The organism is Paraburkholderia dioscoreae (assembly GCF_902459535.1).
GTDB classification, from domain to species: domain Bacteria; phylum Pseudomonadota; class Gammaproteobacteria; order Burkholderiales; family Burkholderiaceae; genus Paraburkholderia; species Paraburkholderia dioscoreae.
This window is the reverse complement of record NZ_LR699554.1, coordinates 2595994-2609740: the sequence shown is the minus strand read 5'-3', so window position 1 is coordinate 2609740 and position 13747 is coordinate 2595994. Positions and strand designations below refer to the sequence as shown.

Annotated in this window: 16 protein-coding genes and 2 pseudogenes; 8 read left to right on the top strand and 10 right to left on the bottom strand. The window is 61.9% G+C overall.

Features of this window, described 5'->3' with window-relative positions; translation table 11 throughout:
* From PDMSB3_RS31895 to PDMSB3_RS31885, 3 genes are all read right to left on the bottom strand, one after another.
* Complete coding sequence (locus PDMSB3_RS31895) at window positions 1–867, bottom strand: helix-turn-helix transcriptional regulator (RefSeq protein WP_232292840.1); 867 nt, start codon at window positions 865–867, stop codon at window positions 1–3.
* Between the two features lie 147 nt (window positions 868–1014).
* Window positions 1015–1317 carry an addiction module antidote protein gene (locus PDMSB3_RS31890; protein ID WP_007177879.1) on the bottom strand — a complete coding sequence of 101 codons (303 nt, stop codon included), beginning with the start codon at window positions 1315–1317 and terminating at the stop codon, window positions 1015–1017.
* Window positions 1314–1727 (bottom strand): type II toxin-antitoxin system RelE/ParE family toxin, encoded by a 414-nt coding sequence (locus PDMSB3_RS31885; protein ID WP_327197049.1) that lies wholly within the window; start codon window positions 1725–1727, stop codon window positions 1314–1316. The genes PDMSB3_RS31890 and PDMSB3_RS31885 overlap by 4 nt, the downstream gene beginning before the upstream one ends.
* A gap of 263 nt (window positions 1728–1990) precedes the next feature.
* On the opposite strand from PDMSB3_RS31885, the gene PDMSB3_RS31880 reads away from it, so the two are divergent.
* The 6 genes and pseudogenes from PDMSB3_RS31880 (at window position 1991) to PDMSB3_RS31855 (ending at window position 4934) form a co-directional block, all read left to right on the top strand.
* The gene (locus PDMSB3_RS31880) at window positions 1991–2359 is read left to right on the top strand and encodes a nuclear transport factor 2 family protein (protein WP_165189023.1); all 369 of its coding nucleotides are present in this window, start codon (window positions 1991–1993) and stop codon (window positions 2357–2359) included.
* A gap of 24 nt (window positions 2360–2383) precedes the next feature.
* A pseudogene (locus PDMSB3_RS31875) lies at window positions 2384–2596 on the top strand (hypothetical protein); the annotation flags it as partial.
* A 302-nt stretch (window positions 2597–2898) separates the two neighbouring features.
* Window positions 2899–3363 (top strand): RbsD/FucU family protein, encoded by a 465-nt coding sequence (locus PDMSB3_RS31870; RefSeq protein WP_007177875.1) that lies wholly within the window; start codon window positions 2899–2901, stop codon window positions 3361–3363.
* 161 nt (window positions 3364–3524) lie between these two features.
* The gene (locus tag PDMSB3_RS31865; RefSeq protein WP_007177874.1) at window positions 3525–3932 is read left to right on the top strand and encodes a VOC family protein; all 408 of its coding nucleotides are present in this window, start codon (window positions 3525–3527) and stop codon (window positions 3930–3932) included.
* Window positions 3933–4139: 207 nt separating this feature from the next.
* On the top strand, window positions 4140–4598 hold the full coding sequence (locus tag PDMSB3_RS31860) for a DoxX family protein (protein ID WP_007177873.1): 459 nt from the start codon (window positions 4140–4142) through the stop codon (window positions 4596–4598).
* A 63-nt stretch (window positions 4599–4661) separates the two neighbouring features.
* Window positions 4662–4934, top strand: coding sequence for a hypothetical protein (locus PDMSB3_RS31855; RefSeq protein WP_007177872.1), 273 nt, complete (start codon window positions 4662–4664; stop codon window positions 4932–4934).
* Window positions 4935–5069: 135 nt separating this feature from the next.
* On the opposite strand, the gene PDMSB3_RS31850 is transcribed toward PDMSB3_RS31855, so the two are convergent.
* Both PDMSB3_RS31850 and PDMSB3_RS31845 read right to left on the bottom strand, forming a co-directional pair.
* On the bottom strand, window positions 5070–6566 hold the full coding sequence (locus tag PDMSB3_RS31850) for an MFS transporter (RefSeq protein ID WP_084747725.1): 1497 nt from the start codon (window positions 6564–6566) through the stop codon (window positions 5070–5072).
* Between the two features lie 149 nt (window positions 6567–6715).
* Window positions 6716–8017 (bottom strand): MFS transporter, encoded by a 1302-nt coding sequence (locus tag PDMSB3_RS31845; protein WP_007177870.1) that lies wholly within the window; start codon window positions 8015–8017, stop codon window positions 6716–6718.
* Between the two features lie 394 nt (window positions 8018–8411).
* On the opposite strand from PDMSB3_RS31845, the pseudogene PDMSB3_RS31840 reads away from it, so the two are divergent.
* Window positions 8412–8837, top strand: a pseudogene (locus tag PDMSB3_RS31840) (response regulator transcription factor); the annotation flags it as partial.
* Window positions 8838–9421: 584 nt separating this feature from the next.
* Window positions 9422–9880 carry a hypothetical protein gene (locus PDMSB3_RS31835; RefSeq protein WP_165189021.1) on the top strand — a complete coding sequence of 153 codons (459 nt, stop codon included), beginning with the start codon at window positions 9422–9424 and terminating at the stop codon, window positions 9878–9880.
* A 54-nt stretch (window positions 9881–9934) separates the two neighbouring features.
* Here PDMSB3_RS31835 and PDMSB3_RS31830 read toward each other — a convergent pair whose 3' ends face one another.
* The 5 genes from PDMSB3_RS31830 to PDMSB3_RS31810 form a co-directional block, all read right to left on the bottom strand.
* Entirely contained in the window at window positions 9935–11020 is a 1086-nt protein-coding gene (locus PDMSB3_RS31830; protein ID WP_165189019.1) for a phage integrase central domain-containing protein, read from the bottom strand.
* A 2-nt stretch (window positions 11021–11022) separates the two neighbouring features.
* Window positions 11023–11220 carry an excisionase gene (locus PDMSB3_RS31825; protein ID WP_165189017.1) on the bottom strand — a complete coding sequence of 66 codons (198 nt, stop codon included), beginning with the start codon at window positions 11218–11220 and terminating at the stop codon, window positions 11023–11025.
* Between the two features lie 85 nt (window positions 11221–11305).
* Window positions 11306–11593 carry a hypothetical protein gene (locus PDMSB3_RS31820; RefSeq protein ID WP_165189015.1) on the bottom strand — a complete coding sequence of 96 codons (288 nt, stop codon included), beginning with the start codon at window positions 11591–11593 and terminating at the stop codon, window positions 11306–11308.
* Between the two features lie 38 nt (window positions 11594–11631).
* Window positions 11632–12618: a ParM/StbA family protein gene (locus PDMSB3_RS31815; RefSeq protein ID WP_165189013.1), complete on the bottom strand. Its 987-nt coding sequence runs from the start codon at window positions 12616–12618 to the stop codon at window positions 11632–11634.
* A gap of 105 nt (window positions 12619–12723) precedes the next feature.
* On the bottom strand, window positions 12724–13485 hold the full coding sequence (locus PDMSB3_RS31810; RefSeq protein WP_165189011.1) for a hypothetical protein: 762 nt from the start codon (window positions 13483–13485) through the stop codon (window positions 12724–12726).
* Window positions 13486–13747 lie beyond the last annotated feature (262 nt).

The window sequence follows — 13747 nt, the reverse complement described above, 5'->3', positions numbered from 1 at the left end:
CTATGGGTGGCGCACTGCCTCTGCGCATCGACTCCCAGCGGATTCGCGCAATGCCGCCGCGGTTTGCTGGTCGGCTGGGAAGAACGCTTCGATGGCGAGCTCCGAAAGTGTTACGTCCACCGGCGTACCGAATACCGTGGTCGTGCTCAGAAACGACAGCACGCCGATCGGCGTGCGCAGCCGCAGCGGCACCGCAATCTGGCCGGCGGCGGTGGTGTCGTGTTCGGCCGCTTCTGCGCCCGGCGGCGCAGGATAGGCGGCCAGTTCCTCGTGCAGCGCGCTTAGAGCATCGTCGCCGCTCACGTCGATTTGCCGCTGCAGCCGAGCCAGTATGTGCTCGCGCCACGCATACCAATTAACGATCGACGCCGCGATGCCCTCCGGATGCAGGCTCAGGCGCAGCGCGTTGACCGGCGGCTTCAGCAGTTCCGGACTTGCGCCGTCGAGCAGAGGCGCGAGCGCGCCATTCGCGGCAATGATGGTCCAGTGCCGGTCGATGGCAAGCGCCGGGTAGGGCTCATGCCCCTTCAGCACCGACTCGACAGCCCCGCGTGCAGCAGCCAATTGTGGGTCCGATAGCTGCCGCTCCCGGAACAACGGCGCATAACCTGCCGCGACCAGCAGGGCATTGCGCGCCCGCAACGGCACGTCGAGCCGTTCGGCAAGATGCATGACCATTTCCCGGCTCGGCACCGCGCGACCCGATTCGACGAAGCTCAAATGCCGGGTCGAAATATCGGCTTCGGCGGCGAGCAGCAACTGACTCATTCTTCGACGCTGGCGCCATTCGCGCAGCAGATCGCCGACCGTGCGGCTGGCCGCCGGCATATGCGGCGGGACGGTTTGGGCAAGCGAGAGTGTGTTCATGCCAACGATGATAGCCAAACCGCGCCGGCGATCCATTACCTGACAGGTAATGGAAAACCCCGGAACACCCCTGACAACGAAGCAGATCCCGGCGCATTGACACGGTGCCAAAGTCGGCGGACTGGCGAACGCGACGCCAAACGCAACTCAGGCCGCCGCCACACCTTCGGGCACCGCGTTGAGTTTGACACCGAGCGCGCGCAACAGTTTGAACACCGTATCCATGCGTGGTTTGGAACCGGGCGCGAGTGTTTTATAGAGGCTTTCGCGCCCAAGTCCGGCATCTGCCGCGATCTTGGCGATGCCGCGCGCTTTGGCGATGTCGGCGATTGCGGCGAGCAGGACGTCGGCGTCGCCTTCTTCCAGTGCTGCGTTGAGATACTCGGCGATCATTTCCTCGCTATCGAGGTAGTGTGACGCGTCGAACGGTGCGGTTTTGATCTTGCTCATGACAGTTCCTCTCTGATTGCTGCCCACATTGTTTTGGCATGCTTGATATCGGCCGGCTGGGTGGACCTGTCGCCACCGCAGAGCAGCAGATAGACTACGCGTTCTTCACGCGCGAAGTAGACCCGATAACCCGGGCCGCAGTCGATTCGCATCTCTGACACACCGTCTTCCAGCAACTTCACGTCGCCGAAATGCCCGCGTTCCGCACGCCGGATTCGCACGAGTATTTTCGCCCTTGCTCTTTGATCGGAGAGCCGCGCGAGCCAGGTGTCGAACTCCTCGGTGCGGTTGACCGTGTACACAGGTGGTGAACCGATCTGCTGAGAAATGTATCCTTTCGGATACGGTCTTGCAGGTGTAAAAACCATATTGAAAAAGCGGCCCGTGTCCGTGTCTGTTGAGTGCGTCACACGCCGCGCGCCAGTGCCGCGCGGCCCCCATTTGCCACATGAGGTTAGTGGCTGCCGTCGCGGCTGATGACTCGGCCGGATGGCCTATCCGGCAAACGCCGAACGGCATACAGCAAAATGCGTTCGCACCGCTGCGCGCGCTTGCTTACCTCCCACGTAATCGACGCACTGCGTCCAAGCCGCCAATCTTCACTCCGGGCCCGCCGCATACAAACGTGTTTGCGAGACGTAGTGCTCAGTCATGCCAATGAAGGAGTCTTGAGATGAATGCGCATACCGATCTGATCGACCGTTATTTCGATGCATGGAACGAGACCGATGGCTCGCGCCGTCGCGAGTTGATCGCCGCGACATGGAGCGCCGACGCCGACTATCGCGACCCGCTGCTGTCGGGTGCTGGCCACGAAGGCATCGACGCAATGATCGGCGCGGTGCACGAGCGCTTCCCGCATCACACGTTTCGCCGTACGGGCCAGGTTGACGGCTACGCCAACCGGCTGCGCTTTTCCTGGGAACTGATCACGCCCGCCGGCGAGGCAATCGTGAAGGGGTCCGACTTCGGTGTGGTCGATCCACGCGGACTCTTGCAGGCCGTTACCGGCTTCCTCGATCAGGTGCCGGGCGGCGCCTGAACATCGTTTTTTTGGGAGACGATCATGGACGAGCTCACTGCCGCCACGTCTGCGCAAACGGCCATCATGGTTGCGCGCCTGGCGGGCGCCGTCGACTCGCTGTCCTGCTCAATCGCCGGCTTCGCGCTGCTCGCCGGTGCGCGCGCGTTTATGTTCATCGCGTTGCTCGGCTGGCGCGAGCCGGTGCTGGGCGGCGCGGGTCTCGTGCTGCTGGCGTCGGTCGGCTGGCTGCGTTGGCAGTGCGGTGCCGCCAGTACTTTGCCGGCCACGCAGAAGGTCCGGGCGACGGCCCACTCGGGCAAAAGCGCAGCGTGCCGCGGCCACGGGCGACCCTTGGCGAATGTGTGCGGCGTTGCTTGCTACAATCGTTCGCTGGAAGCGATTCGAAGCGCCGTCACGCCTTCGTCGAGCCGGGCGCCTGCCGTTTCGGGCCGACTCGAACGCGGGCGTGAGCCGGGTGCTCCGCGCATCCGGAAACCAACCTCCGAACCCGGGCGGCCAGCCGCCAATCGGACCTGATCGGACTACAAGGAGACACCGTGCTGAAGAATCTGGACCCGCTGCTCAATGCCGACATACTGCATGCACTACGCTCGATGGGCCACGGCGACGAACTCGTCATTTGCGACGCCAATTTTCCGGGCGACTCGGTCGCGCGCGAGAGCGTATCAGGCAAGCTGCTCCGCCTCGACGGCGTGAGCGCGCCGCGCGCGATTCGCGCGGTTCTCTCGGTGATGCCGCTGGATACATTCATCGAGCACCCGGCGTCGCGCATGGAGGTGGTCGGCGAACCGCACACGATTCCGGCCGTGCAGCGTGAGGCACAAACCGAAGTCAACGCAGCGGAGGGGCGCGACGTGCCGTTCGCGCCGATCGAGCGGTTCGCATTTTATGAGCGGGCGCGCAAAGCGTATTGCGTGATCGCCACCGGCGAAGCGCGCGGCTATGGTTGCTTCGTCTTTACGAAGGGCGTTCTGCTCGCCGCGGACGCGCCGCAGTCGTAATCTTGGCTGGTGCTGGTGCTGGTGCCAGCGCGACGCCATGAGCGCAACATGCCGATAGCCGCACGCGAGTATCACACGCGTGCCACCTTTGCTTCTGGCCGCTGTCGGCGGACCGTCCTGGTCCGCCGCGAGGCAACGGTCCACATCACGGTGACGAACCCATGAGCTTTTCTATAGAGAGTCTGGATCATCTCGTTCTGAACGTTGCGGACGTGGAGGTCAGCGCGGCGTGGTACGCACGCATGCTCGGCATGCAGCGCACCGAGTTCGAGTCGCGCACCGGCACGCGGGTGGCGATGACCTATGGCAATCAGAAGATCAATCTGCGTCCCGCAGCGGCCGACACCGTCGCGTGGTTCACCGGCCGCGAGCCGGTGCCCGGCAGCGCCGATCTGTGCTTCGTTACGACCACGAGCCCGGCCGAGGTCAAGGCGCATTGGCTCGCCCAAGGCGTCGAAATCGCGGCTGGCCCCGTGGAGCGCGACGGCGCGCTTGGCAAGATGACCTCGGTGTATTGCCGCGATCCGGACGGCAACCTGATCGAAGTCGCGACGTATCCTCGGGCATAAGCACGGCGGCGGCATGGATAGGGGACGCCAACCGGCGTCCCGCTCGGCGCCAGGGCGCTCTTTTCCTTCCCGTATGCGGCACGCCTCGCGCCGCCCACCTTGGCCTGAGCTTGGAAAAGGCGGGCAATGCACATATTCTCACGTGCAATGCGGGGAACTGCGGCCTCCCGGCCGGGTCTGCTGCTTATTCATTTACAGGAGCCCCTCATGTCGCGTCCCGTCGATTCCGGCGTTATCCTCATCGCGCGTATTGCCCTTGCCGTGCTGTTCCTGTGGGGCGGAGTGATGAAGTTGCTGGGCTATGCGGGCTTTGTCGGCTATCTGCATTCGAAGGGCGTGCCGTTCGTGCAGGTCGCCGCGCCGATCGCGGTCGCAGTCGAGGCGCTCGGCGGTCTGTTGTTGATCGTCGGCTTCAAGGTACGTCCGCTTGCGCTCATCATGGCCGCGTACACGGTAGCGACAGCGGTGCTGGGCCACGATTTCTGGAACGTGACCGACGCCGCCTTGCAACGCGATATGGTGATCCATTTCTGGAAGAACATCGGCATTGCCGGCGGTTTCCTGCTGCTGTTCGTGACCGGCGCGGGCGGGATCAGTATCGACGGTGCACGCCCGGGAGGAAGTTCTCTCGGCGCACGCTCGTCGCGCGGCGGACTTGGACTTTGATGCGGCCGTTCAGGTAGTCTGTGAGGGGCGCTTTCGATTCCGGCTGTAACCAGGGAGCAAATAATGATTCAAAGTTTTGAGCAAACCATTGGCGGCAAGGTCACGCAGTTGTGCGCGAGTCTCGGTGAAGGGCCTACGCCGCACCGGGTGATCATCAGTCTGGCCGATTCGGCGAAAACACTGGTGATTCTGGATGCGTCCGGAATCATTAGCACGATCAAGGCGGAAATCGAGGAGCCGGAAAAACTGGTTGCCGATGCCATCGCCAAGGCGCAGGACGAAGGCCTGATCGAGCGCGCAATCCAGACCGGCACGATTCAGGAAGCGTCGCTATAAGCCTGGCGGCGCGGCGTCGGCGGCTTTCGCGTCGTGGCCCGCTGCCCGCAACGAGCCCTCGCGCTGATAACCCTCGCCATGCGCAAGCATCGCGAGGGTCGTTTTTGTGCGCGAACGATACAGCGGGCGGCGCGCTCAGCGCGATTCGCCGATCCGTCCGCGACCGGCAACGCGAACCGCGGAGTCTGAGGGCTGCGGCTGCGGTTGCACGAAGCAACTCAGCACGCCGCCGAGCATAAGGAAAGCGACTGACATGGCGGTCGCCGCCTGCATGCCCGGGACGATTTGCGCAGCGGCCGCACCGCTCGCCAGTGCGCCGAAGACCGCCACGCCGACCGCGCCTCCGGCCTGCCGCGCCGTATTCAACACAGCGGAGGCTGTGCCGGCGCGTTTCGCATCCGTCGAAGCCAGCACGGCGGTGGTCATCGCCGGAACCGCGAGGCCCATGCCCGACGGAATCAGCAGGAACGGCAGCAGCAGGCCGATGAGCGGCGTGGCGGCGTCGACGCAATGCAGCAGGCCGTAGCCGAGACCGGCGGTGATCGCGCCGGCGATCATCGGCACCCGTACGCCGAAGCGGCCGACCACCCAGCCGCTCGCCACGTTCGACAGTAGAAAGCCGCCCGTCAACGGCAGGAAGGCAAGACCCGCCTGCAATGGCGTATAGCCGCGCACGCGCTGCAAATACAGGCTCAGCACGAACACCATGCCGTAGTAGGTCAGGTTCACGCAGATGCCGAACAGCACCGCCACGCTGAAGGAGCGCTTGCGAAAGAGCGAGAGCGGCAGCATTGGCGCCGCGATGCGCGATTCCACGGCGATAAAGGCGCTCGCTCCGATCAGCGCCAGCAGGAAACCGCCGGCCACGAACGGATGACCGAGTCCCAGCGGCCGCCATTCGATCACCGCGGCGACGAAGGCGGTCAGCGCGACGACGGCAAGACACTGGCCGGTCAGATCGATGCCACGCGGACTTGCATCAGCCGGCGCGGCCGCCGCCGGCCCCGGCCCCGGCTGCGCGCCTTGACGCGGCGCGCTCTCCGGTTGCGGAATCCATAGCAAGGTGGCCAGAAAGCCGGCGGCGCAAATCGGCAGATTGACGAGGAAGATGCTGCGCCAGCCGAACGCCGCGATTAGCAGGCCGCCGGCCACCGGTCCCGCCGCGATCGAAATCGCGCCCGCCGCGGTCCACAGTCCGACCGCGCGGGCCCGCAGTCTGGGATCGTGTCCGTATGACTGATTGAGCAGCGCCAGCGAGTTCGGCAGCATGGCGGCCGCGCCCACCCCTTGCAGGGCGCGGGCCGCAACCAGCATGGCCGCGTCGAGCGCGAGGCCGCAGGCGAGCGACGCGAGCGCGAACAGCACGATGCCGGCCGCGTACAGGCGCCGTGCGCCGAACCGGTCGCCGAGCGCGCCGGCGGACAGCATCAGCACGGCGAACGCGAGCGTGTAGGCGTCGACGACCCATTGGAGCCCCGCGACATTCGCACGGAGATCCGCGCCGATTCCCGGCAGCGCGATGTTGACGATGGTGACGTCGAGTTGCGTGACGACGAAGCCGACGCTGACCGTCGCGAGGACGCGGCCGAGGGCGGGTGAATGGGAGATGTTTGAGGAGTTCATGCGACACATCGTAGGACCGATGCAGCGCACCATGTTTCGCGGCGGCGTGAAGTGTGGATGTCGCGGAAACCGCGGACGTCGAATCCGATGCGAATAAAAACGGCGCACCGTGCGGCGCGCCGTTTTTGCCAGACAGAATGACGGACAGAAACCGCCGATCAGCGCTTTTGCGGCGAGTCCTTGATGAACAGCGTGGTCAATGCCCCGAGAATGCAGATCGCGCCGACGTACATCGGCGCGGCCATCGGATTGGACTTCATCATCAGCGACACGGCGACCGGCGTGAGGCCGCCGAAAACCGCATACGCCACGTTGTACGAGAACGAGATGCCCGAGAAACGCACAACCGGCGGGAACGCCTTGACCATCACGAACGGAATCGCGCCGATCACGCCGACGAACAGGCCGGCCACCGCGTACAGCGGCACCAGTGCCGAGGTATCGAGCGCGAGCTGCTGGAACATCACGTAGTAGGTCACGGCCAGCGCCAGGCCGCCGATGAAAATCGTGCGCCCCGCGCCAATGCGGCCGGCAATCGAGCCCGCCATCACGCAGCCGATCGTCAGGCACAGCGTCGCCACGCAGTTCGCCAGCAACGCGGTGGCCGGCGCGATATGAAACTGCTTTTGCAGCAGCGTCGGCGTCATCAGGATCACCACGACGATCGCGGCAGAGAGCATCCACGTGAGCAGCATCGAGACGATCACGGCGCGGCCGTGGTCGCGCAGCACGGCCTTGAGCGGCACTTCGGCGGCAATCGCCTTGCGCTGCTTGAGTTCGGCGAACACCGGCGTCTCATGCAGCCAGCGGCGCAGGTAGACCGAGAACATGCCGAACACGCCGCCCACCAGGAACGGAATGCGCCACGCGTACGCGGAGATTTCCGCCGGCGCGAAGTTGCGGTTCACCGCCGAGGCGATCAGCGAACCGAGCAGGATGCCCGCCGTGAGGCCGGCCGTCAGCGTGCCGCATGCATAGCCGATGTGCCGCTGCGGCACGTGTTCCGAGACGAATACCCAGGCGCCCGGCACTTCGCCGCCGACCGCCGCGCCTTGCATGACGCGGAACAACAGCAGCAGGACCGGCGCCAGCACGCCGATGCTGGTGTAGGTGGGCAGCAGGCCCATCATTAGCGTCGGCACGGACATGAGCAGCACGCTCAGCGTGAACATGCGTTTGCGGCCGAACAGATCGCCGAAATGCGCCATGATGATGCCGCCGAGCGGCCGTGCCAGATAGCCCGCGGCGAAGATGCCGAAGGTTTGCACCTGGCGCAGCCAGTCCGGCATCGCCGCCGGAAAGAATAGCTGGCCGATCGCCGGCGCGAAGAACACGAAGATGATGAAGTCGTAGAACTCCAGAGCCCCGCCGAGCGCGGCGAGACCGAGCGTCTTGTAATCGCTTCGCCCAAGAGGGCGTGGGGTGACAGCCTGCGCTCCACCCAGATTTGTCGCTTGCATTGCTGATGTCTTTATTGGATTGGGAGCCACACGTAGTGCGTGGAAACACGGCGGTCGTCGGGCGAGAAGTGTGGCAAGCGCTGGGTAGAGCACGGGACACCGGCGCGCCGGCCCGGGTAAGGCAGGCGCGATGACGACTGGGGCCAAGCGGCGATTTTACAGGATGCAAGCCGATCGCTTCAGGAAGCGTTTAATTAGACTGAAAAAGTTCCCCGGAACGTGCTTCTTTCGTGCAAATGCGTTGGCGTTTTGAGAATTGTCGCAAGCGCGGGCAGGAATGTCCGGCGGCGCTATCAGGGCTGACCGCTTCATATGTAAATTAGGATTGCTCCTATGGGATGGCGCGGGCGTGCCTCTGAGAATCGCGTCCGAGCTATCAGTTAAGAGTTATCCCATGCGCATTGCCATTCTTCAACGTGACCCGGTCATGCGTCAGTCGATCGAAAAGATCCTGACGACCGCCGGCCACATCTGCACGGCCTTCGACGACGGCCTGAGCATGTCGAGAATGCTCGCGCGTTCTACCGTGGATCTTCTGGTGCTCGATTGGCAGGGCGTACGCCTTTCCGGTGCCGAGGTTCTGCGCGCGGCGCGCGCGGTGGGCGGCGACCGTCTGCCGGTGATGTTCGCTTCGGCGGACACGGCGGAGGGGAACGTCGTGCGCGCCTTCGTCGCCGGCGCGGACGACTATGTGGCGTTGCCGCTGCGCGCAGCCGAGTTTCGCGAGCGGGTTGCCGCGCTGCTGCGGCGGGCGTATCCGGACAGGTTCAGCGCCACGAGTTTCGACGTGGGCCCGTACCATTTCGACATTTCCCGTCGCCCGCAAAGTCTTATCCAGCAAGGGTTGTTCACTACCTGTTCAAAATTTGTTCAAAACCCGTAGCACCTATTCGCTGAGTTCGGCGGTTGTCTGTAACGTCGCGAACGGCTGTTGTATCCAAGCGTTGCTGGTGAGGCGCGTGCCCCGAGTGCCACGTCGGGCACAAATGGCGCCTCGTGCACGGCAATGGTTAAAAAGACCTTTTGCATGCTAGCTAGCCGCAAACCTGATTGCACAACGCAGTCAAGTGCAGAACTTTCTCGGTCGACCCTATTTGTGAAGTTAGGGCTGCGGCGGCTTTGCCCTACGCATGGATTGGGCGCGCTGCGGCGCTATTCCGGCACCGGGTCATTCGACGGTAACGCTTGGGGAACGTTCGCGGATTACGGTGCGCGCGCACTACAGTCGTCCATGCATCCAAAGTGCCAAAGCTTCTCATCGGCACCCGTGCATTTGCGTGAGGACTGAAGATGTCATGAACCGACTGCCTAGACCGACTTATCGTGCTCGAACGTTTTTTAACTGCTACCTAAATTGAGGGCGGTTCCGATAAGCTTCCAGATCATGTGCGTCCTCGTAATCAGGTGATTTTCAATCTCGTTGAGGAGTGGGGGGCAAAAGCGAAAGGGTTAGGGGTTCAGTATGTCGCTCACGCGATTACGGCTGCGGGTGTCGCAACCTGTCTCGGCGAATCGCTGGCTGGGGGCGGCATGGAGCCGAAGACCCATCCGGACCAGGAGTATTGGCGCAAAGTAAAGAGTCCAGATGACGCGGGAATCGATCTCGCCGCGATCGCCCGCATCGAGATCGATTGCACGCTATTGCCGTGCGCTGGTGGAAACGACGGCTGTCTCCTAATCGTTCCATTTCTTGTTCAACAGGCCGGCTTTGGGGACCTTCCTCTCCGCATTTTTTCGCATCGTTACGAAGGGGGCGATATTAGCAAGCCGAAGCGCTACTTTGACTGCAGGTCAGCTAGTCCCCGCGGAGAACTGAAGAGATTATTTGCGGTGAACGGCAGCTGGGATTGGGCAGCGCCCTGAAAGCTCATCCCATGACGATCTATTTGTGCCTGACGCCAGTGCACGTTGATCTAGTCACCTTGTGCTGATCTTCACCTTCAGAGGCTCAAGGCCACGCGAATTTGCATACAAGTCAGCGATCGCGTCAGTCATATGCCCGAGTAGTGCTTTGGTGTCTACGCCGCCCTGTTCCATGTACAGTCGCTTCGTCAAACTTCGCATTTCATGAAAGGTCGGCGCGTCGTCGCCCGTAATGCCGGCAAGGTCGCGCGCTTCCTTGAACTTCGAAGTGAAGGTCTTGATCTTGATCGCCGAGCCCTTGGGCGCGTTGACGTTCGGTCGGATGTGATGGATAAGATATTTGCTGACAATGCCTGTCGAGCGGCAGCGAGCAATCACGTCGGCAAGCGACATGCCCAGTACGTCGAGCCGCAGCTCGAGTGGAATCGCGATGCGGACGCCCGTCTTGCCGCGCGTCAGGACTGCACAACCGTCTTGTTGGAAGCTGCGCTCCCAGCGGGCCACCGTGGACCGGTCTTGTCCGGAAACGAGCGCCAGCAGCATGGCGTTCTGCAGCCATAACGCTACCTGCGGTGCCTTTTCATAGATCGCCTGGAACTCCGGGAGCGTGAGCCGGCGGCGTTTCACTGTGACCTTGGCCTTGTCGGTTGCGTCGGCCGGGTTCTTGTCCATCCACCCGAGCGCCATTCCGCGGCGACACACTGCGCGCATGCGACTGCGGATGTGAACTGCCCACTGCATTTTCCCACGCCCCTCGACCTTCTCGAGCATGCCGGCGACGTGTTTCGTCGTCAGATCGGCGCACAGTACCTTTCCGATCTCGTCGCGGATCGCTGAATCCACGTACTTCCTATGGCGCACGGTCTCGGGCTTGGCCTTGCCGACGGGCATCCTGTCCAACAGGTCGCCGATTGTCTCGCGCGGAGTGTCTAGGCGCTCCGCAAGGCTCTTAGTTACCTTGCCGGCGGCTGCCTTCGCATTCGCTTCCTGCGCTTCGAAGATCGCGAGAGCGAGATCGATGCGCCCGAGAACGTACGTCTTTCCATCGCGCGGGTCGCGCCAGGTGTAATAGCCAGGGCGTGGTTCGTGCATATTGGCCGGCCAGTTGGCACGGCGCCGGATACGTGGTCGTGCTGCCATAGTTATTGTGGAATTCGTTGTGCGAGACGTGGGCGAACCGTGCCGTCCTGAAAGACCGCGTTCTGTTCGACGTAATAAGAGCGACCGATCTTGACGGGTGCGGGATAGATCTTGCCCGCGTTGATCCAAAGTCGCGCGGTGCGGATCGCCGGCGGCGGATCGAACTCGCGTTTCAGCCACTCATCCAACCTGATCTTCATTTGACCTCCCAGTGTCTGCTCGTGGTTTCGGGACCGCGTCAGCGCGAGTTTCTCTAGTTGCCGTCTAAAGGAAGCGTTGAACCAATTAATCGAATCCAAATTGCCCCAGGCTCTCCCGGACCGAATGAGGGTCGATCGGACGGTCAGCGGGGCTCGACTGGAATTGCGATGAGGGCTGGGATTTCTCCACGTCGGACGTATGTGTTAGAACCGCCTGGGCCGACTGCTTTTGAAGCAGCAGAAAGCTCTCGGCGGCTCGTTTGAGTGCGCCGGCTCTTCGGCGCCCCGCCTGAACCCGCATGAGAGCTTCCCAAAGCAATGGAAAGGTATCCGAATTGATTGTCACGGTGAGTTCAATCTTGTCGTCATCCATATTTACGTCCATGCGGGAAGTAAAAGTTTGTGGCCAGTCTACAGCGCAGCTGCTTGTCCGGCGATGAGGTAGCCTCGAGCATTCGCGTGAATCGGGTCGGGCATTAGGGTCACACGGCTGGAGTGAAACACCTTGCGCACGGCACGTTCATAGAGCGCGCTACCTCCCCCCGTAAGTAAGATCGACGAGATATCCTCGGTGCCACCCAGTCGTCCATAGATGTCGATCACGAGCGCTTCAATGTGCGGTTCGACCTTGTCTAGGTACGGACGGAGATTGATGTTGCGGCCGTGCACCCAGTAAGCTGCTGAAGATCGGAGGGAATACTCTATCCGGTCAAGGTCGGAGACCGGCATGCGGAGCTCGGCAGAGAGCATATCTGCAATCTTCTGGTACACGGCCGCCGTTCCAAATGCGAATCCAAAGCTGCGTGCATCATCGATACGGAGTCCTTTGGTCGTTAAGATATCTGTAGAGAAGTATCCAGGGTCGATCACACAATGATTAACGTGCTCGTCCCGCTCAAGGACATGCTCATTCTTTGCCGCAAGCAGCGAGCCGAACGTTTGGGGTAAGACCAGTGTGCGAGCCACTTCGATCATGCGGCCGAGTCCAAAATCAAGCGTCCCGACGAGCGTTTTCAACCGCGATGCGTGCTTTTGATACGTCTCGATCGGGGCGCCGACGACGAGGACGTCGACGCGACGAAGGCCAGTGACATGGAGGGCTGAGGCAAGCAAGGCGTCGTGGGCCTTGCTTGCCTGAAAATCGTCATTGGGGGCCGACCTTTTGTGATCGGGGATCTTCTGGTTTGGTCTGGTTGATACGCAAAACGGCGTCCCGTCGATAATCGGAAAAAGTTCATGATGATTCGCTTCATGGCTTGCACGGAAAGAGGAAAGTGCTCCGTGGGCTTCAAGTCGTACTGCGGATGGGAACATGAACTTCTTGATAGCTCCATTTTCATCGCTGGCGATTGTCTTTGTATTTCCTTTACCAACTTCGACCGCGGCTTTTGTCTTCATTATGTTTTCCTATATTGAAGAGAGTTTCATAACCTGTATCCTGGGTCCCGAGGGACGGAATGAGCGAGTTGCGGTCAACCGTGGGCCTCGGGGAAAATGCCTCAGTTATTCTCCCAGGTTCGTTTGCAATGCAACCCGTGCCCGCTCGTAGTCAATGTCCGGCGTGCTTACGCCATCCTGCAGTGCCTTGCGGACGAGTGCGTGGACCGCCTTGGTGTGGTTCACAACCTCGAGAAAGCGGCGGTCGAACGCACCGCCCTGGAAGATCCTGCGAAGGCCGCCGCCCACGCGTTCCGCATCGAGCGGCTGATTTACTTCGCCACTAATAGTGACGATCAGCGGCTCAAAGAGAAAGTCACCCTCGCCAGAGACGTCAACCTCCCCAGGCCCGTCGTACCGACGCAAAATCAGGGACTCGAGTTCGTGCGGCAGCCACCTGTCCAACGAGTTATGCGCTTCGTTGTGATAGACGGGATCCAGAAGCTGAGGATCATCGACAAGTGCGAAGGGATAAAAGCGAAGCGTAATCGACCAGTAACGCTCGCCGTCGAACGAGTAGGCCGCTTTTACATTGAGGACCACGACACCCCAGCGAGCAACACGATGAACGACCTGCCGGTGGGACAGCTTCTGAACCTGTTTTTTATAGTCGACCGTGTCTTGGACCTGTCCGGCAGCGCTGGCGGACAGGTGCTTGTAGATTGCCCCTTGTTTGATCTTCTTGTTGAGCACTTTGTTTTGTGCCATCAATTGGATGATCGGTTGGGGCAATGCGGCGCGAGTGAATCCGGCGCAAGTGAATCCGTCGGACTTGACATGCGGGTAGGCCGACTGAGCCTGGATAGCAGTGTAAGTGGATGTACCCATGGTGAGCCTCTCCATCGTTAGGCAGACAATTGAACATCGCGTGCGCAATCTCGAAGCGCACGCTACTCCCCCGCGAAAAGAAAAACGCGAGGCAAAGGCGCGCGGGCCGTAGCGGCCGCGAACTTTTGCTTCGCGTTCAAGTTCATTAGGCGTGCGAGCGACGGGGAACCGGTCGCCTGCCTGCCATGGGCTGGAGAAATTGATCTGGGTGCATTGACTGCCCTTCTGTCCATGAGGACAGTCATCGCAGAGAAGGTTGGGG